This is a genomic window from Kordiimonas sp. UBA4487 (assembly GCF_002389025.1).
GTDB classification, from domain to species: domain Bacteria; phylum Pseudomonadota; class Alphaproteobacteria; order Sphingomonadales; family Kordiimonadaceae; genus Kordiimonas; species Kordiimonas lacus.
The window spans coordinates 424,452-445,815 of sequence record NZ_DGNR01000012.1 but is presented as its reverse complement, the minus strand read 5'-3'; the positions used below and the strand labels follow the sequence as shown (position 1 = coordinate 445,815).

Below are 21,364 nucleotides of genomic sequence, written 5' to 3'. Positions count from 1 at the left end.
CAACGGAATAGGCCAGAAGCGGCCATAGCAGACTTAAAGGAGCAGGATAACGCTATCTGGCTCTTGCCTTGCTGTAACACGACCATTTTTCCACAGCCAAAGTGTCCATTTATACACGGCGGAAAGTCATGTATCTATGAAGACAGGCAGGCATGGCATGAACAAGAAAAAACACATCAGCGATCTCCTGAGCGTCCACCGACAGGAGTTTCTGGCTTATCTGGCCAAGAAGCTGCCGAATGAAGCGGACGCGCTTGATGTCATGCAGGAAGCGTATGTCAAGCTTCAGGCGGCTTCGACGCTTGATACTGTCGAAAAACCAAAAGCCTACATCTACCGCGTCATCGCCAACCTTGCCTTTGACCGGATCAAACAGAACCAGCGCGTTGATCGCCACGCGGCGGTAAGCTTGGACAGCTGCACCAACCTGGCTGAAAGACAGCCAGCGCCTGATTCCGTGGTCCATTACAGGCGGGAGCTCAGGCAGTTGCAGCGCGCTTTGGCTGAACTGACCCACAAGTGCCGCATGTCCTTCATCCTGCACCGGGCCGAAGGCTACACCTATAAAGAAATTGGCGAGAAACTGGGAATATCGGAGAGTATGGTAAAGAAATATGTCTTGAGGGCACTGGTTCATTGCCGCACCTACATGCGGCAGCAGGAAGCCGGGGAGCAAGGCCAATGAGTGGCTCAACCATGTCTGACATCCCGATTGAACAAATCGCTGAGGAAGCGGCCACATGGTGCCTGCGCCTGGCTGACGATGATATGTCTGAAGCCGAAAGGGAGGACTTCGCGCTGTGGCTCGAACGCTCTCCAACCCATAGGGCCGAATTTGAGGCGATATCGGGAATCTGGGACAATGCCGCTGATCTGTCTGATGTCTTCCGTGCCGAAATTGACAGTATCCGCCCTGCCGATCAGGCAGAAAAGCCGGAGACGAACACAAAGGGCCCGGCGCCCATGAGGCGGTCGCTGCAGTGGGGCATGGGCGCTATCGCCGCCAGCCTTGTCGCGGGTACGATTGCTGCCTGGTTGCTCTTCAGCCAGGGCACGCCAAATCCGGGACTGCCCCAGGCCCCAATCCAGCAAGTCGCTGAATCCCACTACAGCACGCTCAAAGGCGAAAGCCGTCGTCTGCGCCTTGAGGATGGCTCCTATGTTCACCTCAACACCGACACGCGCGTTTCGGTAGCCTATGACGCAGGCGAGCGGCTGATAAAGCTTGAAGCCGGCGAAGCCCTGTTTGAAGTGCGGCATCAGCCCACGCGTCCGTTCATTGTGATGGCGGGGGAAACCCGCGTGCGCGCCATCGGCACGAAATTCGTTGTCTCAACCGTGCGGCCGGACCTGTCGGTCACAGTGACCGAAGGCAAGGTCCGTGTCAGTTGGCCGCAGGAAAATGGGAGGCCTGTGACCGCGGTTGATCTGGTGAAAGGCGAACGCGCCATCATCAACCCGAGCGTCACCCAGCCGGTGGCGCTGCAAGCGGACATCAACGCAGACAAACTGCTGTCGTGGCGTGAAGGCAAGCTGGCTTTTGACGGCGAACCCCTGAAGGCCGTGGTGGCAGACTTCAACCGCTATAATGACATGCTGCTTACCCTGGCCGACCCCAGCATCGAAGGCCTGGAGATCAGCGGTTATTTCGACGCCAATGACCCGCAGGGCTTCGCGGGTGTGATGGAGAAGGTGGCGAACCTTAGGGCCACCATTGTTTCGGACAAGGAAATCAGACTGTCACCAGCAGGCTAAGGAGTACGATGCGCGCCCTACCGATCGTCATGACGGTTCTTCTGAGCATGGTCAGCTTAGGCTGGGCACACGCGGGCGATATGGCGACGCGGATCAACTTCAACATCCCGTCCGGCCCCATGGCCAGCGCGCTGGCCGAATTTGCCCGTCAGTCCGACATACGGCTTGTCTATGTCTCCAGCCTGACCAGGGATCTCCGCGCACCCACGGTTTCCGGCCACCAGAATCCTGCGGAGGCCCTGGCAAAGCTTCTGAAAGGCAGTGGCCTGGCATTCGATGCCGTCGACGACAGCACCGTCATCATCCGGGAAAGGAATGAGGCCGATGGTGCCCCGGAACCAGAAAGTGAAGACCGCGGGCGCCACCCGCCCATTGTCGAGATTGCCACAACCGGCAGCCGGATTACCCGGCGTGATATTCGAGATACCAGCCCCAGGACAGTCGTCAGCAATGACGGCTTTTTTGCTTTTGGGAATACAACCTATGATGAACTTTTAAATACTTTACCGCAAGCAATCCCCGATGCGACAGCCAACACCAACAACACTGGCCCCAACGACGGGTCAATGAGTGTGGACCTACGTAACCTTGGCAACAACCGGGTTCTGTTGCTCCTCAATGGGCACCGCATGCCCGCCGCCAACGGCACCGGCAGACCCGACCTGAATTTCATCCCGCCATCCATGATTGGCCAGATCGAGATCGTCACGGGCGGCGGGTCATCCGTCTATGGGTCGGACGCCATTTCCGGTGTCGTCAATTTCAAGCTACGCGACCGCTTTGATGGCCTTGAGGTACGGGCCAGTGGTGGCTTGTCCAGCCGCGGCGACGCGGAGGAAGCCTATGGCGGCATGATATACGGTACGCCCTTCGCGAATGACCGCGGCCATATCGTGCTGTCAGCTGACGCCGCCCACAAGGGCAGTTTCACCGAATGGGACCGGGCCATCTCCCGCTTCGATTATGACGTCGAAGACGGCATGTTGGTGCCTGACCCTTCGTCGTCGATCCCGGGCGGGCGGGCAAACGATGTCGGCGACGGCGTGACCCTTTCACCCGCCAGCCTGAGCCCTGAAGTCGCCGATTATCTGACCGCCACATTCGGGCTGACCAGCGACGGCAATATCGCCCTCAGCGAAGACATACGCTTCGGCACGGACGGCAACCCCCAGCCCTATATCAGTGCTGAAAACACCTTTTTCACAACACCCTATGTCTATTTGCAGGACCCGCTGAAGAAGCTGAACACGGCCGGTATCCTGACCTATGACATCAGCGACAAAGCCCGCCTCTTTGCCAGCCTTGCCTATATGCATTCGGCACAGCGGCGATCCCTTTCACCAGAAGGATTGCGCGACCTGCGCATCCCGCGCTCAAACCCATACATCACCGACGCATTCCGCGCGATCCTGGACGCAGGCGACGCTGCAGAAGACGGCAATTTCTTCAGCTACCGCATGCGCATTCTCGAAGGCGGTGCCCGCCGTCGGCACAATACCCATGATGCCTGGCGCGCAACCATCAGCATTGATGGCTCTGACCTTTTGGGGCTGGACTGGTCTGTGTTCCTGAACACCGGCGGGTCGCGCTGGCGGGAGCTGGAACTGGGCAGCTACTCCTACAGCCGCCTGCAGGGTGCCCTGGGCTGCCCGGCGAATGACGTGACCAGCGAACAGATTGACGACTATGTCCCCCTGGCCTGCCTGGACGTCCCGGTTTTCCCTGATGGCATCTCCATCAACCCGTTCGGTGAAGGCAACATCACAGCGGATGAGATCCGCTACCTGCAAATGGATACCCCGATCCGGAACCTGACCAAAAGCCGTCAGTTTGTGGTGGGCGGCCATGTATCCGGCAATGGACCCCGCCTTTTCGCTGACGCTGCAGCCTATTCCATCGGCACAGAATATCGCCGCGAAAGTACTGATTTCCTCGCCGATGCCCGCCTGTCCTCCGCTGATGTTCTCGGCTCCAGCTCTGAAACCAGTTTTTCCGGCACCTATGACGTGGTTGAGACCTACGCTGAACTCGCCCTGCCGCTTATCCGCGGCAGCACGATCAGGGACCTGACAGCCAAAGCGGGCGGGCGTATGTCGGAATATTCCTCGATCGGTACCGTGATCAGCTGGCGGTTCGGACTAGTTGCCTCCGTCGGAACCTGGCTGGAGCTTCGGGGCGATTACCAGCGCGCCAACAGGGCCCCGAACCTGACCGAACTTTATGCCGGGCGTGTGCTTGACTATCCCGACATGCGCGATCCGTGCGCACTGGCGGGCGGTGCCGATGCCGCTTTCTGTGCCGACCTTGGTGCCGCTGACCCGAGCGTGCTCAGGAGCGGTGAATTTCAGGTTCCCTCTTTCGCGCAGGGCAACCCGAACCTGGCTGCCGAACGGTCCCACACCTGGAGTGCCGGCCTGACGCTCTATATGCCCGGACAGCGTGACACCCGCCTGACGGTGGATTTTTTCGACATCAAGGTCGATAACGCCATCAACCAGATCTCGCCGACGCTTCTGGCGGCGCTGTGCCTCGACAGTCGCGATACCCAGGGCAGTTTCTGCACGCGGGTCGTGCGGGAAGACAGCGGTCGGGTCAGCCATATTGAAAATGGCTATGAGAATGTCGCCTATATCCGTAGCCAGGGGGTAGACTTTTCCCTGCGCCATCAGCTTGACCTGCAGGACGGGACGCTGAACCTGTCCCTATTGGGCACCTGGCTGGCGCGCCAAGACAGGCGCCTGACAGCCATTTCAGACATTGTCGAATGTGCCGGTTATGTGGACCGCGGCATCTGCGGCCGGGCCATCCCGCGCTGGAAACTGAAGGGTCAGCTGGCATGGTACGGCAGCCGGTATGACATCGCCCTGCGCTGGCGCTATATCTCACGCATCACCGATGGCGCGCTCCGGGATACACCGGACGCCAGCCTCACCTTCCCCTATGTCAGCGACCAGAATTATGTCGACCTGTCCGCCCGGTACGACATGGGCGACCGCTGGCAACTGACCATCGGCGTCAACAATATGTTTGATAACAAGCCGCCGTTTATCGAATCCAACATTGGCGCCGGCACGGACCCGGCCACCTACGGCGTACGCGGTCGCTTCTTCTTTCTTGGCGCATCCTACCGCTACTGACCCCCCTCCCCGCAGCCCGCGCGGTCCCCTCTGGTGTCTCTTTCTCTGCGCCTCGCAGTCATAGAGGGACAAGCCAACAAATCTCGGGGAGAAGAGATCATGCAGTATCTAAGAGGCAGCACGTCGGCCATTGCCATCGCCAGCGTGTTTCTCGCGGGGGCCACCCTGGCACCGCTGTCGGGTGGCGCGATCGCCCAGGAAACCAGTTCACAGAACCAGAGCGCGCAGACCCAAGGGGAACCGGGCCATATTACCGGCACCGTGCGCCACGCTCTGGCCGAATCCGCGCTCACAGGCGCAATTGTCACCATTGAAGGCCTGGACATCAGCGCCACGGTGGACGAACGCGGCACCTTCCGCTTCTCCGCTGTCCCTGCAGGCACCTACACGCTGACAGTCAACTATGTGGGCCTCGACCCAAAAGAGGTACAAGTTTCTGTCGACGCAGGCGCGACAGTGGAACCGGACATCACGCTCGGGGATGAATTACTGACCATGGAAGAAATCGCGGTCGTCGGCACACGCAGCGCACAGGCATCATCCCTCAGCAAACAGCGCGCAGCCGAGAATGTCGCGACAGTTCTGTCCGCCGACGTTTCCGGCAAGTTCCCGGACAGCACGGCGGCCGAGGCCATGCGCCGCGCGCCCGGCATTTCGCTGGTGCGCCGTGAGCGGGGTGGCGAGGGCCAGCATGTTTCCATTCGCGGACTGGATTCAAGCCTCAACAACGTGAAGATCAACGGCATCAACTCGGGCAATGGCGGCAGCCGCCAGGTGCCATTCGACGTTTTCCAGGCTGACAGCATGTCAGAGATCATCATCAATAAATCGCTTCTGCCCTACCATGACGGTGAAGGCATTGGCGGCTCGGTTGAACTGAAGACACGGCGGCCCCTCCAACTGGGCAAACAGCGCATCAGCCTGAATGCCGAAGGCCGCTACGGCGAATATGCCGACAAGGTGGGCGGGCGTTTCAGCGCATCCTACAGCGACGTGCTCAACGACGATGAAACACTCGGCATTCTGGCCTCTGCCTCCTACCGCAAACGCTATGTGCGGTCCTACCAGTTTGATGTTCTGGGGTCCTACCTGCCAACGGCCCTGCCCCTGGCACTGGAAGCGGGCGCAGATCCGGACGACCCGGACTATATCACCCGCGCACCGGAAGATACCTTCCTGCTGCCGACCCGCTTTGGCCCTGAGTTTTCAACCGACGACCTGCCAAACGGCGATGACCTGGTGGCCGAGGACCTGCGCCTCAATGTGTTCGACAATGTGCGCGAAAACATTGCTGGCACTCTGGGCTTTGAATGGCAGGCCACCGACACGACATCGCTGATGATTATCGGCAACTATAACCGCACCGAGGAATCGAACACCCGAAACGCCATCGGCTTCGAACAGTCGGACAGATATTCCGACGACGACCAATATATCGAAGCCGGCGCCCTGCCTTATTACGGTTCTGGGCCGTTTATGCGCATCCGCGGCGAAGTGGAAGATGAGGTTGAGGTCAACAGCACGCTTGTGTTCTCAGGCGAGACCTATCTGGATCAATGGTCGTTCAAATATGGCGTTGGCTATGCCTATGCCAAGGAAACCACGCCCAACTCGATCGAGATCGACTTCCGGGTGGATGACATTGAGGACGAAGATCCGTTCGGCACCGGGGCGCTGGCGCCGGCTATTGGCCCGGACGGCGAGCGCTATATCGCGTTCGATCACACCAGCAACCAGCATGGCATCCCGATTCCAAACCTGACAGATGCGGGCTGGGCGTCGGTGCTCGACCCGACGATCCAGGAGCTGTACGGCATTGCCACTTTCAACTCCACATCCAAAAACAATCGCTACTCGGCCTATTTCGACACGGAATATCAGCCGCAAAGCGACTGGCTGCGGGCCATCCAGTTCGGCTTCAAGTTCGAACGGTCCGACTTCCGCGACGATTTTGTCGGCATCGTGGATGATACAGATTTCACCACGGACGGCACGTTCGGCGGCGACGGGGATTTTTACCTTTCGGACACCAACCTGCTGACAGGCAATTATGTGTCGCTCGCGGATATTGGCACGCCAATTCCGAACCTGCCGTTCCTGCTGGAATATGATCGGGGAGCCATAGAAACCTTCGGTGCCCAAGTCAACGAAACCGTTCTTGCTGCCATCGCATCAGGGGATCAGGGGTACGATGAGTATGAGACCTACGAAACCCGTGAAGACATTTATGCCGCCTACGCACAGGCATCCATGAATTGGGGCGATACCACCGTTATCGCCGGGGCGCGGCTGGAGCATTTCAAGGGCGACACCTTCTTCAGCTTCGATTCCTTCGACGACCTTGAAGACCTGAATATTTTTGGCGTTGTCTCTGCCAGCGAACAGGGCAGCTACACTACCGTTCTGCCGCGCCTTCAGGTCAACTACCGGCCAGAAGGCAACTGGGTAATCCGCGGCGCGGCCTATACCGCACTGGCACGCCCATCGCTGTATTCCATGGGGGTATTGGATATCGACGCATCAGACGAGGATCTGGCCAACGAACTGGGCGAAACCCCACGCGTGCGGATCAGGGTGCCCAACCCCGGCATCGATCCGGCCTATGCCTATAACTTCGAACTGGGCGGCGAATATTATTTCGGCAAGGTCGGTGTCATCAGCGCCAGCTTCTTCTATAAGCATATCGAGAAATTCATCTATTTCTCTGACACCGACACCACGGGTGACAACAGCCTGAGCCTGGATGCGGTGCGGGAGATCGAAGGCCTCGAAGGCCTGACCATCCCCGATGAATATGATGTCTCGATCGTGCGGGTGGAAAACGGCCGGTCGGCAGACATCTATGGCGTGGAACTCAATTTCGTGCGCCAGTTCGAAGACCTGTTCGACGGTGTTTTGGGCGGCTTTGGTGTCTATGCCAACCTGACGCTGCAGGAATCGACCGCCGACGCTGATATTGTCCACGGCTATGTCCGCGAAGTCCCGTTCTTTGACTCGCCCGACTATGTCGGCAACCTGGCACTGACATTTGAGAAATACGGGCTGGATGCTGCCCTGTCATATTCCTTTCAGGGCAAACAGCTGGACAGTGTGGAAAGCTGGCTGAACATGGATGAATACGACCAGTCCTATTCGTCCGTGGACCTGAATGTGAAATATAACCTGCCGCGCGATATCTTCGGCAAAACCCAGGTTTATCTGCAGGTCACCGACCTGCTGAATGGCGGCAAACGCCCAATAAACTGGGAAACCGTCGGCACCTCACGCAAGTATCTGGACGATATTGAGTTTATCGGCCGTGAGTTCCGGATGGGTATTTCCGTGCGTTTCTAAGTCTAGTCGCTCTGAGTAGACCTTGTGGCAGGCCCGCCTTGGCGCCTGCCACTTTTTTTGACAGAAAAAAGGCGCGCCGACCAGGGCGCGCTTTTCACATCAGGACCTATATAGCTCTCAGTCTTTGGGCACCGACCGTGCCTTGAGGTTCAGGGCATGCTCCATGATATGAAACACCAAATTCTGCTCCATCGTGCCGCTAACCAGATGCGCCCAGGGGCCAATCGCATAAAGCCCGACATCCTCACCGCCATGGGTTTCACTACCCAGCGGAACCAGGGCCTGCTGGCTAAAATCCGGGTCCTGCACCATCTCTTCTGTCAAGGTCTCGCGCGCGCCGTGCTTCACGGCCCCAGGGCCGGTATAATAGCCCAGCGTGGTGAAAGGCTTACCGTCCTTTGCTTCAACCGGCTTGCCGTCAAGGCTGCCTGTGTGGTGCATCAGCCCCAGGATCGGGTTCCCCCGGTTCGGGTAGCCACTGATGGTGAAAACGTGGCTGTGGTCCGCTGTTACGATCACCAGCGTTTCTTCTGGGTCCACCAAGTCCATCACCCGGCGGACAGTTGCAGACAGCTCCACCACTTCGTGAAGCGCCTGGTAGGCATTGCCCTTGTGGTGGCCATGGTCGATCCGCCCGGCCTCTATCATCAGATAGTAACCGTTCGGGTTGTGGGACAGTGTCCTGATCGCGGCTTCCGCCATCGCTGGCAGGTAGACGTCCCGGTCGCCCCGGTCATTCACATACGGAATGTGCGAGCTGTCGAACAACCCAAGGACAGGCGCCCCGGACGAAAGATCCAACGCTGCAAGGCCCACAGCATCTTCCACATAGCGCCCGTTCGGATGACGCACCTGCCATTCTTTCAGCAGATTGCGCTTATCGCCACGGTCGCCGCCCTTAAGCCCTTCGGGCAGGAAATGCTGCCTGCCGCCGCCCAGAGCGACATCAATGCCATCACCATAGGGAAACTCAACCAACTGGCGTGCCAGATCCTTGCAGCCATGCACTTGCGCATCGTCCGGCAGGTCGGTATCATTTTCCCACGATCGCGACGCCACATGGCCATAAACCGCCCCCGGCGTGGCGTGGGTCACGCGGGCCGTGGTCACAATCCCGGTCGCCATCCCCGCTTCCTCTGCATATTCCGCCAGGGTTTTGAGGACATGGTCCGATGCCCCCTCACACACACCGGTCGGCTGATCGGCGCTGAGCCCCATGGTTCCAATGTTGGTTTTGACCCCGGTATTCAGGGCGCTGGCCGTGCCTGCGCTGTCGGGCACCTGCGCATTGACATTGTATGTCTTCACCAGCGACGTATAGGGAAACGTCTCGAAACTCAGGAAATTTTCCTCTCCGGTCTCTCCCCGCAGCTGGCCTTCAAGGATGCGCCCGGCCGTCACGGTCGAAGGCCCCATGCCGTCCCCGATGATCAGAATGACATTTTTCGCCTGGCGGGTGTTCGGCAGGCGCGCCAACCTATCTGCCAGCTCTTCGTCCGCTTGGGCAGCGGTCGCACCAACCAATAGGGCCACTAGCGCCGCGCCTTTCAAAAATCTCAATTTATCTTTCATTGCCTGCAGGTCCTCCCTGTTCAAATTCGCTGCACCCAACCTTGAAAACAGTCATTCAACGATGATCTCTCAAGGTTTCAGGCATGGGACCAGTACTGGTCACGCCTGTGGGCGCCCCGTTTGTCAAAAAGAAGGGTGCAACTGCTGCTAAATGATATTCGCCCAGCTATATGACGCCTGCGGCACAGAGTTTGGATACCCCTATCAGGACACACTCACCGAATTAGTCCGCTTCTGGCGAATTTGAGACATACGTGGCAACTTTTGAGAATGTCTGCTTTTCACAACAGACGAGACAGAATTCTGTCTCGTCAAATGTGACATTTCGCTGGAATACTCATGCAAGACTCGTGAAATAGCCCAAATTAACCCTTTGAAATTTCTGAGGTGGGAATCCTGTGCGCTGTGGAGGACGACACGTCGGAACGCCTATGGATACAATGCGTTTATCTCCTGAACGTAACTTAAAAGGAGAACCTCAATGCTGTGCCCATTTACGGAACTCAAAAGCTTCGATATACGCGGTCGGGACGAAACCCTGGGCGAGCTTGAAGATTGTCTCCTCACTGAGGTCGACTGGTCTGTCCAGTATCTGACTGCCAAAACGGGCAATTGGCTGACCGGACGCACCGTGCTGATCAAGGAAGACTGCCTGACCGCAATCGACCCAAACGGCAAGACTGTTATGGCGGCCCTTTCCAAGGAAAAATTCAAAAATCTGCCCGACGAAGCAAGCGACCCACCTGTCAACAAGCAGAAACAGCAGGACCTCGCCAACAATTATGCATGGGTCGGGGCCGCCGGCGCGGGATTTATGGCTTTCTCGCCAGATGCTGTCATGCAGGATGCCGGAAGCTCTGGTGATGATGAAGCTGGCGATGACGGCAACAACAAACTGCGCAGCATGGAAGAGCTGATCGGCTATGACGTTGTGGCTGGCGACACGGCGCTGGGTGCGGTCACGGACATCATGATTGATCCAACCTCATGGCGCGCCCGTTTCCTGGCGGTCAGGCGGAAAAAATCAGACGATATCATCATGCTGGTGCCGTGCGAATGCATCGAGGCCGTAAGCTGGGGCAAACGCACGATCCAGTGCCAGGAGAAGATTCAGTCTCAAGCCCCCGTTCGGACTGCTGCTTAGCAAACACTCCTCCTGTGGCGCAGCTTCTTGGGAACGCTGCCGTTGCCACGTCGTTTCTTACCTGGACACGAGGAATAGGAGTTTGATTTGCCACAAATCGGCATGAAACCGAATGATCCGGTTCCCGTCCTGTCGGTACTGAACCAGGACGGCGCGCTGGACGAGACACTGGAGCCTGACCTCAGCGAAGACACCCTGCACCGCATGTACAGGACAATGCTTGAGGCACGGCTTTTTGATGAACGTCTTTTGAACCTGCAACGCCAGGGCAAACTAGGCACCTTTGCGCCCGTGCGCGGCCAAGAAGCGGCCCAGGTGGGCTCCATCTCGGCGCTTGAGGAAGATGACTGGATGGTCCCCTCGTTTCGGGAGAATGCCGCAGCCCTGTGGCGCGGCACCCCCATGGATGGCCTGTTCCTTTTCATTGCCGGCTATAACGAAGGCCTTGCAATCCCCGACGGCAAGAAAGACCTGCCTGTGGCGGTGCCCGTGGCCAGCCAGCTGCCGCACGCTGTAGGCCTTGCCTACGCTGAAAAATTCAGGAAAACCGATAATGTGGCGATGGTCTATTTTGGTGACGGCGCCACCTCTGAAGGGGACTTTCACGAGGCCCTGAACTTTGCAGGCGTGATGGAAGTGCCTGTGGTGTTTGTGTGCCAGAACAACCAATGGGCCATTTCCGTACCGCGGGAAAAACAGACAGCCTCCCACAGTATCGCGCAGAAAGCCCATGCATACGGCATCCAGGGTATTCAGGTGGACGGTAATGACGTGCTGGCAGTGCACGCAGCCACCCGCGACGCCGTGGAACGCGCCCGCAACGAACATAAACCAACGCTGATCGAGTGCGTCACCTACCGGATGGAAGTGCACACCACCGCGGACGACCCAACCATTTACCGCGATGACGAAGACGTTGAAGCCTGGGAAGAACGCGACCCTATTGAGCGCATGCGCGGCTATCTGATCGGCAAGGACATATGGTCCGACGATCAGGAGGAAGAGCTTTGCGACAGCATCCAGAAGGAGATCAAGAACGCGTGGGCGAAAACCCAGGAGACCATCAAGGGCCTCGATGACCCGAGGGTGATCTTTGACCATGTTTTCGACGAGCCTACGCACCTGATCAAGGAACAGCGCGCACGCTTTGAACAAGACCTTCAGTCCGGGAGAGACGCAGATGAGTGATCAAAGAACCATGGTGGATGCGCTCAATCTGGCCCTGCATGAAGAAATGAAGCGCGACGACAATGCCATCCTGCTGGGTGAGGACGTGGGCGTCGACGGCGGCATCTTCCGCGTCAGCAAAGGATTGATCGAGACATTCGGCGAGGAGCGGGTCATTGATACCCCGCTTGCAGAATCCGGCATTGTTGGCACCGCGATCGGTATGGCGATGGCCGGATTGAGGCCCATTGCGGAAATGCAGTTTTCCGGTTTCAGCTATTTCGCCTATCACCAGATCGAAAGCCATGCTGCCCGCATGCGTTGGCGTAGCCGCGGCCGCTATCATGTGCCGCTGGTTGTCCGCATGCCTTATGGTGGCGGCGTTCGCGCACTGGAGCACCACAGTGAAAGCCGCGAAGTTATCTATACCCACACGCCAGGCTTGCGCACGGTCATACCGTCCGGCCCCAAGAACGCCTGTCAGCTTCTGAAGGCTGCCATCCGGGATCCGGACCCAGTAATCTTTCTGGAACCAAAAGCAGTGTACCGGTCTGTCAAAGAGGAAGTCCCAGAAGATTTGGACCCGCTTCCCCTTGATAAGGCGGCACATGTCCGTGAAGGCGACGAACTGACGTTTGTGTCCTACGGCGCCATGCTGCACCGAACGCTTGAGGCCGCTGACCGTTTGCAGGAAGAGGACGGCATATCGTGCGATGTGATCGACCTGCTGACCCTTGCGCCGCTGGACGCCGCAACAGTGGTGAAATCCGCATCACAGACCGGCCGCGTGGTGGTGGTGACGGAAGCGCCGCAAAGCTACGGCCCGGCCGCTGAAATCGCCGCGCGCGTGGCTGAGGACGCCTTCGTCAAGCTGGAAGCGCCAGTTGGGCGCGTGGCTGGCTATGACATCCACATGCCCTTCTTTGCGCGCGAACAAAGTTATCTCCCAAGCGTTGACCGCATTACCGACACTGCCCGCTACACTCTGGAATTTTAGGAGCCCCCCTGATGGCCTACAGCTTTACCCTGCAAGACCCCGGTGAAGGCATTCACGAGGTGATCATCGATGAAATCATGGTGTCCGAGGGAGACCATGTGAATGAAGGCGACCCAGTGATGGCCGTGGAGTCAGACAAGGCCGCCATCGAACTGCCCGCGCCTGTCAGCGGCACCGTCAAGCGCCTGAGCGTCAGCAAAGGGGACACCGTCGAGGTTGGCGCCGAATTGATGGTGTTTGACGATGGCAGTGATGACAGCGACAGCGGTGATGACGAGGACGCTTCATCTGAACCCTCGGACGAGGAAGCGTCCGATGGCAAAACGGAAGATGACAAAAGCGCCTCTGCCAAAAGCAGCGACAGCGAAGCCTCTGACGATGAGGCAGACGAACCCGAGGACGCTGAAGATAGCAGCGCCAAGGATACAGGCGGTGGCAACGATGATGAAGAAGAGGGCGAGAAGAGCGCCCGCGACACCGAGGGCGACGACACGGCTTCTGATGACGAAGAAGACACCAAAGACGAACGTGAAGAGACGAAGGAGTTTGAAGGCTCAGAGCCCGATGAAGGCCTGGCGGACGATCGGCAGGATGCAGGCATCAAGGCTGCGCCGGCCGCCCGTGCCGCCGCAGATAAACACGGCATTGACCTGGCTTCCGTGAAACCCACCGGCAGTAAAGGCCATGTCACCAAGCAGGATGTCGAAAAGGCGGCCAAGTCTGAAGGACACGACACCGACAACGCAGGCGATACGGGTCGGGGCCGGGAAACCCGCAAGAAGATGTCCGGCATCCGGAAGGCTACCGCCAATCATATGGCGCGCGCCTGGGCCGATATCCCGCATGTGACCCATCAGGATCGCGCTGATATCACCGAGCTTGAAAAAGCGCGCCAACAGCTGATGGAAGACAAAGACAATGACGTCGATGGCCTGACGCTGACAGCCTTTGTCATCAAGGCCATGACGATTGCCCTGAAGCAGCACCCGGAATTCAATGCCCGGCTGGACATGGACAACAGCGAACTGATCATCAGCGACGATGTCAATGTAGCCTTCGCGCTTGATACCGACCGCGGGTTGCTGACACCCGTGCTGCGATCCGTTGAGACCAAATCGATCCATGGCATCGCCACAGAGATGGCCGCCATGGCGGAAAAACTGCACTCCGGCCCGCCTGAGAAAGAAGATCTTGAAGGCGGCACAATCACGCTGACCAATGTGGGATCGCTGGGCGGTACCGGCTTCACCCCGATTATCAACCACCCCCAGGTGGCCATCCTGGGCATGGCACGCGCTGCCCTTGAGCCTGTTGTAATGGGCACCCTGGACGAGCCTGACATCAAGGCAAGGCTTATGCTGCCGCTTGTCTTTGCCTTCGACCACCGGGCGCAGGACGGCGCAGATGCTGCGCGTTTCATGACCACCTTGAAGGGCCTTCTGGAGGACCCCAACCGGCTGCTGGTGGAGGCAGCCTAGAGGCCAAGCCTTGGGGAAATGAGTAAGTTACTCATAATGCTCAACCTCCTAAAAGCCAGACAGTTCAGGCCCAGATAGTCACAATATTGCGCACTATCGGCGCCCCAGCGGCAGCCCGATGCTTTATCCTGCCCGGGAGTTCAATGAACCGGGAGGCAAGCATGAATACGACAAAGACTGATCTGAAAGCGGCCCTTGAAACTGAGTTTCCACACCTGCGCCGCTACGCCCAGTCTCTGACGCGTGATCGCAGTGATGCCGAAGACCTGGCCCAGGCGGCAATCGTCCGCGCCCTGACACGGGCGCACCAGTTCAAGGCTGGCACAAACCTGCGCGGCTGGTTGTTTACCATCTTGAAGAACATCCATATCGACCGCCAGCGGAAAGCCGCACGCCAAGGCCCGAAAGTCGCGTTCGAGGACTGGTACCAGGAGACCCAATGCGCGCCCACACAGGAAAAGCACATCGAGATGAGCGAGGTGGCTGACCGCCTGCAGGACCTGAAAAAAGACCAGCAGAAGGTCATCAAGCTTAGTGTTTTTGATGGCCTTGACCACCAGGAAATTGCGAAGAAAATGAATGTCGCCGTTGGCACGGTCAAAAGTCGGCTGTGCCGGGCACGCCGCGCCTTGGCTGTCAGCTGACAGAAGGGCGAAGCTCCTTCAGGAAAGGGAGAAATGCATAATGACCCATGAATGGATTTGGCTCGGCTGGGCTTTGTTCCTGTTACTTGCCTGGCCCCATGCACAACGTTTCAAACACAAGGATGCGCGGCCGATCGCTGCTTACCTGATTTTCATCATGACATGCAGCCTGGCGGCATCCCTTGTTTTCTTCATGGGCACCTGGGCGGTTGCCCAAACTGCCGCAGGTAGTGAGATCAGTAGCTGGGCAACCTTGCTGATTGTTGTAGCTGCCGTTTTCCTGGCCGTTGTCGCCGGAAACTATGCCATCCGTCGCCCACCACCAAGCGAACCGGAAGAGCCCCAATAGCCGGCCTGGAACACGAAACAGCGCCGCACTGAATACCAAGGCTGAATAACAACGCCCCCGACACAAAGCCGCGCTGACGGCATAAAAAAAGCGCCCCAGGAGGGCGCTTTTTAGCTATCTGATTTTTTCGGCTGCCTAGTCGGCGTCCTTCAGGGACCGCCGCGCATCCAGTACATCCTTCAGCGACAGGCGCTCGCCACCCCCCATATTCTCTTCAGACGCTTTCTGCAGCTCCATAACCTCATGCTCCATAGCGTCCAGAATAGCGAACTTTTCCGACACCTTGAGGGTGTCGTTTTCTGTCACATCTTTCGGCGACTTGAAATACGCGTAGGGGTCGCGCTTCAGGGCTTCAAGCTCAACGGATTGATCATATTTCAACATGAGAATTATCCTTTCTGTCGCTAACCTGCGGCATCTCCGCCGCTACTGCGCCAGCAGCGAGCGGTACATCCAGGCTGCTTCTTCGTGTGCGCCAATACGGGCCGTCAGAAGATCGGCTGTGTAGACATCGTCTATTTCCTCTGCGGCGGCTACAGACTTGCGCATCCTGTCCGCGATGCTGGTATTGCCGTCAACCAACTTCCGCAGAAATTCTTCCGTTGTCGCAACACCCGGTTCGCTTGTCAGGATGGAGTTTTCTTCGAACTCTGAAAAACTGGCAGGCGCAGGATGGCCAAGGGCGCGAATTCGTTCAGCAATACTGTCGATGGCTTCGGCGAGATCCTCATATTGCGTTTCTGTCAGTTTATGGAGGCCATAAAAGGCCGGACCGACAACATTCCAGTGCACACCTTGTGTTTGCAGATACAGGATGTAGCTGTCTGCAAGCGCGTTCGACAGATACTGGGCAAGTTTGCTGGTATCCCGCTCCCTGATGCCGGTATCGATCTTCTCATCGTGCGCTTTTGTGGCAAAAACCTGAGCAGTATTACTCATGCCGTCACTCCTTTCGTTTGCGTCCCGTCTGATGTGTTCACCAGTACAAACGACGGCAGCCCAAAGGGGTTCCCCAGAATCCTGAAAAGTCAGGCAAGACCACGACAGCGGGCGACCTGCTGAAGGTGTTCAACCGCCAGCGCATAACAGGCTGTCTGCAGGCTGACCTCGGCCCTTTTGTGCATATGCCAGGCCCTGTCGGCCGCACGATCAATGATGTCATCGAGGCTTTTTTCGGCAGTTTCCACCACGACTTCATGGCCCGCCTTACCGGCCAGCCATTCGTGGTATGACGCCAGCACGCCGCCGGCATTTGCCAGAATGTCCGGCACCAACCGGATATCACGTTTGACCAAAATCTCATCGGCATCGGCGCTGACTGCGTCGTTGGCCAGTTCCAGAATTACGGAAGCCTTGATGTCATCGGCATTATCCTGGTGGATTTGCTCGCCCAGCGCAGCAGGGACAAGCAGGTCACACTCATCTGTCAGGATCGCGTCTGGTTCACCGCCTTCTGCCTCCAGCTCGTTATCCAACCCGCTGAATGACTTGCCTTGTTCCTTGGCGGCCAGAAGGTCATCCACATTGAAGCCTTCGGGTTTGCGCAGAGACCCACTTGAGTCAGAGACCCCGATGATCCTGTAACCGTCTTTTGCCAAAAGGCTGGCGATCTGCCCGCCGACTTTACCAAAGCCCTGAACGATAACAGTGGGTTCCTCCTGGGTCAGGCCCAGCTTGTCCCGCAGTTTATCCAGCACCCGTTTGCCGCCACGCGCCGTTGCACCGTCACGCAGGTTCAACCCGCCAAGCGCGCTTGGTTTTCCGGTAACGACATGCGGCACTGACTTGCCCATAAGCTGTTCATATTCATCCCGTATCCAGGCCATTTCCTCAGGCCCGCAGCCCACGTCGGGCGCCGGGATATCCTTGTTGGGGCCGATATCGCTGATGAAGGCCCGGGTCCAGGCACGGCACAGCCGCTCGCGCTCATGAACCGAAAGCGCACTGCCATCGATCGGCACACCGCCCTTGGCGCCGCCAAGCGGCAACCCAAGAAGGGCTGTCTTGAGCGTCATTTTAAACGCCAGTGACCGGACTTCCTCTTCGCTGACCTCCGGGTGAAACCGCAGGCCACCCTTGCAGGGGCCCAGAAGGTGGGAATGCTGGCATCGCCAGCAGGTGACCTGAACACGCTTTCCACTGTCAAGGCGCAGCGTCAGCCTGCGCTCTATCAGGGCATCACTGGCCTTGATGGAATCAAGCAGATCATCGTCTGATCCGCCCATGCCCTGGACACGGTCAAGCCGTTTCAGAATACCGTCGTCAATCATGAAATCCCTTTGCGTTGCTTCATCGTGACGCCCGCAGGAAATCATGGCCGGGGCGCCCATTCAAACAACGCGGAAAGGGCTTAAGGGTTCCCGCCTGGCAGGGAAACAAGTTTGGCAAGGGCCGGCATCAGGTCCGTCATCGCCCGGCTTTTCGCCACCACCGGCACGCTCCAGAAGCGTTCCGCCAGATGGGTACGTGGGTCGTGTGCGCTGCAAAACAGAAAAGGCACCTGTTGGCGTGTCAGTTCGTCCGCCAGCTTTTCTATCTTGTCGCTGCCGAGGTGGGTTTCCAGCACTGCGCCCCCGAGCGTATTCTCACGCGTAAGCGCCAGGGCTTCGTCAGCCGTTGCCGCAGGGCCAATGGTATTATAGCCGCTTTGGCCCAGCAGGCTTCCGATCCCCCGGGCAACCAGGATATCCGCATCGACCAATAGAATGGCTGGTGGGCCAGCCGACGTTAGCGCATCTTCAACAACGGGGTCGAGATCCACGATCCCGATGTCGCCAGAGGCTACGGGATTGTTGAGTAACTCTTCGGTGCCGGCGCCCTGTTTGACGCTGTTGAGCCCAAGGTTCATAAGCGCTCGTGCCGCCGCCGAGCGAGAGGGCATGCGGTTTTCGAAGCGCCACTCGTCCACCGCAGAAACTTCTTCCTGCGTGAGCATCACCTGCAAGCGCTCCGCCCTCTTTTCCGACACGTAAGTTCTCCCGCTGATTGTGTACCCTATCGCACTTTAGGATAGGCGGCGTGAGGGTGCAAAGCTTATTGGTGGTTTCAGGGGCCACCCCAAGGCTTCGGGCGTGACGGCCAGAATTCAGTCGCTCACATGGGGTTTTTCCGAATAGACCGTCAATCGGTCAGGCTTTTCACCCGCCAGCGGGCGCACTTCAGGGCGCGACATGGGGCTGTTCACATTGCCCTTGCGGGACATGACGTCTTCCCGCGCAACCCATCCAATCAGTTGGGCGCGCCGGTCAACCACCGCCAGAATATTGGCATCGCTTCTGCGGAAAATATGTATCAGGTCATCAAGCTCGTCGTCCGGGCGACATTTGCGCATAACCGCGTCCATGACATTGCCGACAAACTCGGTACCGATCCCCGGTGACTGACTGTCCATCAGGGCTGCCGCGCGCCGTGTCAGGTGGCCAACCACCTCATCACCGTCCACCACAATCAAGCAGTCTTCCTTGCTGTTCTTGAGCCGCCTGAGGGCTTCTTTGAGGGTATGTCCTACATGGACAACTTCCGGCGCAGGGCGCATTACATCTTCAGCAATCATGACTTTGGTCTTCCGGCTAGGGTGTCTTCATATATGCACCAACGCCCCTGTTCCTGATGGGTTCCCATCGCAATTTCATTTACCGCCGCCCGCGCGGGGAGGGAACCCACGCACGCACGCGACGTTATTGAAGAAACAGTTGGTGGCCTTCCGGGCACTCCCGGAACCAACGCGGAGGATCAACTCAATGACGAAGCCGGACATAACCGAAAAGGGCACTGATGAGCGACCGACCGTCCCGGCACTGCTGTGCATTGACCTCCAGTATCTTGGAACGACGGAAGGCTACGGCATATTTGAAAACCACCGGAAGACTGGCTGGAAGGAAGAAGACATCCAATATTATCTGGACCGGATTCAGAAGTTGGTGCTGCCGAATGTGGTCAAGCTGCAGAGTGCATTTCGCAACAAGCAGCTTGAAGTCATTCACTGCCGTATCTGTTCCCTGACACAGGATGGCCGCGACCGCAGCCCGGAGCACGTCCGGTTGGGCCTGCACGCCCCACCCCATTCCAAACTCGCCCAATTCCTGCCTCAGGTCGCGCCCATCGACGACGAGTTGGTTCTGAGCAAAACCGCAAGCGGCATCTTCACCTCAACCAACCTTCATTATCTGCTCGGCAACCTGGGCATTACCAACCTCTATGTGGCAGGCGTATACACCAATGAATGTGTCAGCAGTGCCGTCCGCAGTGCCAGCGACCTGGGCTACAGGCCCACTCTGGTATCGGACGCGACAGCCGCGATCTCGTCGGCAATGCAGGAGGCTTCCCTCCTGACCCTCAAAGACCGTTATGCCCGAATAGAAGAAACCGACGAAGTGTGTGAGGAGATATCCTGATCCCCGGAAAAATATCGGAACCCTCCCCCCTATTTCACGTTCCTCCCTGCGACTGTTGAGAGTAGCGGATTCACCTTTTAACCAAGAGGAGAATACCTATGATTTTCTACAGAAGGTTTCTTGCAACAACCGCTATGGCTGCCTGCCTGGGCGCAACAGCGTCGGGTGCACTTGTCTTCGCTGATGACCACGGCGCAATGCCTGGCGCCATTGATCCTTACGAAAAACCTGACCAGGCAAGCATCGTGCTGTCCGGTAATGTAGTTTCCCAGGTGGGTGACTCGTTCATGCTGGACTTCGGCGACGGCCTGATCACTGTAGAAATGGACGACTGGGACTGGCACAACGAAGCGGCCAGGATCAACCCAGGTGAAACGGTGACAGTCCGAGGCGAAATCGACAAGGACCTCTACGAGACCAAAACCATTGAAGCCAGCAGCGTCTATGTCGTTGACCGTGCCACATACTATTACGCCAGCGACACAGACGAGGAAGACAGTGCCTACTGGAACTATGGCTTCTATGACCCGAAAGACGCCCCCGAGGGCACTTGGTTTGGCCTGACAGGGACTGTGGAAAAGGTGAAAGGCACCGAATTCAAGCTGGATACGGGCCTCCACCAGATCATGGTTGAAACGGCACATCTGGCCTACAACCCGCTGGATGACACCGGCTTCCAGCAGGTCGATGTCGGTGACCGCGTTTATGTCAGCGGCCCGCTCGACAAGGCCTTCTTCGATGAAGCGGAAGTAGAGGCCACATCGGTTATCACCTTGTCCCAGGACAAGACCAAAACAACCGGTAAATAATAACCAGAACCAAGGGGCCATCTGGCCCCGCATGCCCGGTACAGCGGAGATATCCTCCCCTTCGCTGTGCCGGCTCTTTTTTTCCTTTAAGGAGTACTAAAATGAACGATCGCTCACAGCAGCATGACAGCAACAAGAAGACCGATCCGCCAAAACTTGACGCAGACGAAGCCAGACAGGCAGAAATCGTCCTGGATAGTCGCCGCAAACGAAAATGGGCAATCCGGCTGATTCTTGCCCTATTCGCACTCTATGTCCTCTACTTCCTGGCGACAGCCTAACTGAAGTATGAATAGGAAAGGTTCTTTTCTATCCGTTTCTGGCGAGCCGCAGGCACTGGACGAATCCAAGGCGACGCAGGCTTAAGGCACGTCATCCAGGAGAGCCCGGAAAGACCTCATGAATTCGCTGTCTTGTCTGGAAAACCCACCTGAAGGATCTCGGTGGACCATTCAGGTCATCGCCATATTTCCTCCTTTGGTCGCACTGTCATAGACATAAGTTATATTTTTGCTGACATGGCCAGTCTTTAAATGCTGAGTCTCATCGCCCAGCAGCAGGAAATTTATTTAAAGAGCGACAGGC

At 57.7% G+C, this 21,364-nt stretch carries 19 protein-coding genes; 13 read left to right on the top strand and 6 right to left on the bottom strand.

Features of this window, described 5'->3' with window-relative positions:
- The first annotated feature begins 157 nt into the window (after positions 1–157).
- The 4 genes from B3Z17_RS11490 (at position 158) to B3Z17_RS11475 (ending at position 8,225) form a co-directional block, all read left to right on the top strand.
- Positions 158–685, top strand: coding sequence for an RNA polymerase sigma factor (locus tag B3Z17_RS11490; RefSeq protein ID WP_286829908.1), 528 nt, complete (start codon positions 158–160; stop codon positions 683–685).
- Complete coding sequence (locus B3Z17_RS11485) at positions 682–1,755, top strand: FecR family protein (protein WP_286829907.1); 1,074 nt, start codon at positions 682–684, stop codon at positions 1,753–1,755. The genes B3Z17_RS11490 and B3Z17_RS11485 overlap by 4 nt, the downstream gene beginning before the upstream one ends.
- 8 nt (positions 1,756–1,763) lie before the next feature.
- Positions 1,764–4,892 carry a TonB-dependent receptor gene (locus B3Z17_RS11480; protein WP_286829906.1) on the top strand — a complete coding sequence of 1,043 codons (3,129 nt, stop codon included), beginning with the start codon at positions 1,764–1,766 and terminating at the stop codon, positions 4,890–4,892.
- Between the two features lie 99 nt (positions 4,893–4,991).
- The gene (locus B3Z17_RS11475; RefSeq protein WP_286829905.1) at positions 4,992–8,225 is read left to right on the top strand and encodes a TonB-dependent receptor; all 3,234 of its coding nucleotides are present in this window, start codon (positions 4,992–4,994) and stop codon (positions 8,223–8,225) included.
- A 117-nt stretch (positions 8,226–8,342) separates the two neighbouring features.
- Here the strand turns inward: B3Z17_RS11475 and B3Z17_RS11470 are convergent, their stop codons facing one another.
- Entirely contained in the window at positions 8,343–9,797 is a 1,455-nt protein-coding gene (locus B3Z17_RS11470) for an alkaline phosphatase (protein WP_286829904.1), read from the bottom strand.
- A 481-nt stretch (positions 9,798–10,278) separates the two neighbouring features.
- Here B3Z17_RS11470 and B3Z17_RS11465 point away from each other — a divergent pair, with 481 nt between their 5' ends.
- The 6 genes from B3Z17_RS11465 to B3Z17_RS11440 all read left to right on the top strand — a co-directional run bounded on the left by B3Z17_RS11465 (position 10,279) and on the right by B3Z17_RS11440 (position 15,576).
- Positions 10,279–10,941, top strand: coding sequence for a PRC-barrel domain-containing protein (locus B3Z17_RS11465; RefSeq protein WP_286829903.1), 663 nt, complete (start codon positions 10,279–10,281; stop codon positions 10,939–10,941).
- Positions 10,942–11,028: 87 nt separating this feature from the next.
- Complete coding sequence (gene pdhA / locus B3Z17_RS11460) at positions 11,029–12,129, top strand: pyruvate dehydrogenase (acetyl-transferring) E1 component subunit alpha (RefSeq protein ID WP_286829902.1); 1,101 nt, start codon at positions 11,029–11,031, stop codon at positions 12,127–12,129.
- Positions 12,122–13,105, top strand: a complete 984-nt coding sequence (locus B3Z17_RS11455; RefSeq protein WP_286829901.1) for an alpha-ketoacid dehydrogenase subunit beta — start codon at positions 12,122–12,124, stop codon at positions 13,103–13,105. Before pdhA ends, B3Z17_RS11455 begins: the two co-directional genes overlap by 8 nt.
- An 11-nt stretch (positions 13,106–13,116) precedes the next feature.
- Positions 13,117–14,583, top strand: coding sequence for a dihydrolipoamide acetyltransferase family protein (locus B3Z17_RS11450; protein ID WP_286829900.1), 1,467 nt, complete (start codon positions 13,117–13,119; stop codon positions 14,581–14,583).
- 161 nt (positions 14,584–14,744) lie between these two features.
- Positions 14,745–15,227, top strand: coding sequence for an RNA polymerase sigma factor (locus tag B3Z17_RS11445; RefSeq protein ID WP_286829899.1), 483 nt, complete (start codon positions 14,745–14,747; stop codon positions 15,225–15,227).
- 40 nt (positions 15,228–15,267) lie between these two features.
- A complete protein-coding gene (locus B3Z17_RS11440) occupies positions 15,268–15,576 on the top strand; it encodes a hypothetical protein (RefSeq protein WP_286829898.1) in 309 nt (102 codons plus the stop codon).
- A gap of 135 nt (positions 15,577–15,711) precedes the next feature.
- On the opposite strand, the gene B3Z17_RS11435 is transcribed toward B3Z17_RS11440, so the two are convergent.
- The 5 genes from B3Z17_RS11435 to B3Z17_RS11415 form a co-directional block, all read right to left on the bottom strand.
- Positions 15,712–15,960 (bottom strand): hypothetical protein, encoded by a 249-nt coding sequence (locus tag B3Z17_RS11435; protein WP_068303836.1) that lies wholly within the window; start codon positions 15,958–15,960, stop codon positions 15,712–15,714.
- 42 nt (positions 15,961–16,002) lie between these two features.
- Entirely contained in the window at positions 16,003–16,515 is a 513-nt protein-coding gene (locus B3Z17_RS11430; RefSeq protein WP_068303838.1) for a Dps family protein, read from the bottom strand.
- 89 nt (positions 16,516–16,604) lie between these two features.
- The gene (locus B3Z17_RS11425; RefSeq protein WP_286829897.1) at positions 16,605–17,846 is read right to left on the bottom strand and encodes a Glu/Leu/Phe/Val family dehydrogenase; all 1,242 of its coding nucleotides are present in this window, start codon (positions 17,844–17,846) and stop codon (positions 16,605–16,607) included.
- An 80-nt stretch (positions 17,847–17,926) separates the two neighbouring features.
- Complete coding sequence (locus B3Z17_RS11420; protein WP_286829896.1) at positions 17,927–18,544, bottom strand: hypothetical protein; 618 nt, start codon at positions 18,542–18,544, stop codon at positions 17,927–17,929.
- Between the two features lie 117 nt (positions 18,545–18,661).
- The gene (locus B3Z17_RS11415) at positions 18,662–19,129 is read right to left on the bottom strand and encodes a CBS domain-containing protein (RefSeq protein ID WP_068303844.1); all 468 of its coding nucleotides are present in this window, start codon (positions 19,127–19,129) and stop codon (positions 18,662–18,664) included.
- Positions 19,130–19,316: 187 nt separating this feature from the next.
- Here B3Z17_RS11415 and B3Z17_RS11410 point away from each other — a divergent pair, with 187 nt between their 5' ends.
- From B3Z17_RS11410 to B3Z17_RS11400, 3 genes are all read left to right on the top strand, one after another.
- Complete coding sequence (locus B3Z17_RS11410) at positions 19,317–19,970, top strand: cysteine hydrolase family protein (RefSeq protein ID WP_286829895.1); 654 nt, start codon at positions 19,317–19,319, stop codon at positions 19,968–19,970.
- A gap of 98 nt (positions 19,971–20,068) precedes the next feature.
- Positions 20,069–20,779, top strand: coding sequence for a NirD/YgiW/YdeI family stress tolerance protein (locus tag B3Z17_RS11405; RefSeq protein ID WP_286829894.1), 711 nt, complete (start codon positions 20,069–20,071; stop codon positions 20,777–20,779).
- A gap of 101 nt (positions 20,780–20,880) precedes the next feature.
- The gene (locus B3Z17_RS11400; protein WP_068303850.1) at positions 20,881–21,060 is read left to right on the top strand and encodes a hypothetical protein; all 180 of its coding nucleotides are present in this window, start codon (positions 20,881–20,883) and stop codon (positions 21,058–21,060) included.
- Positions 21,061–21,364: the final 304 nt, after the last annotated feature.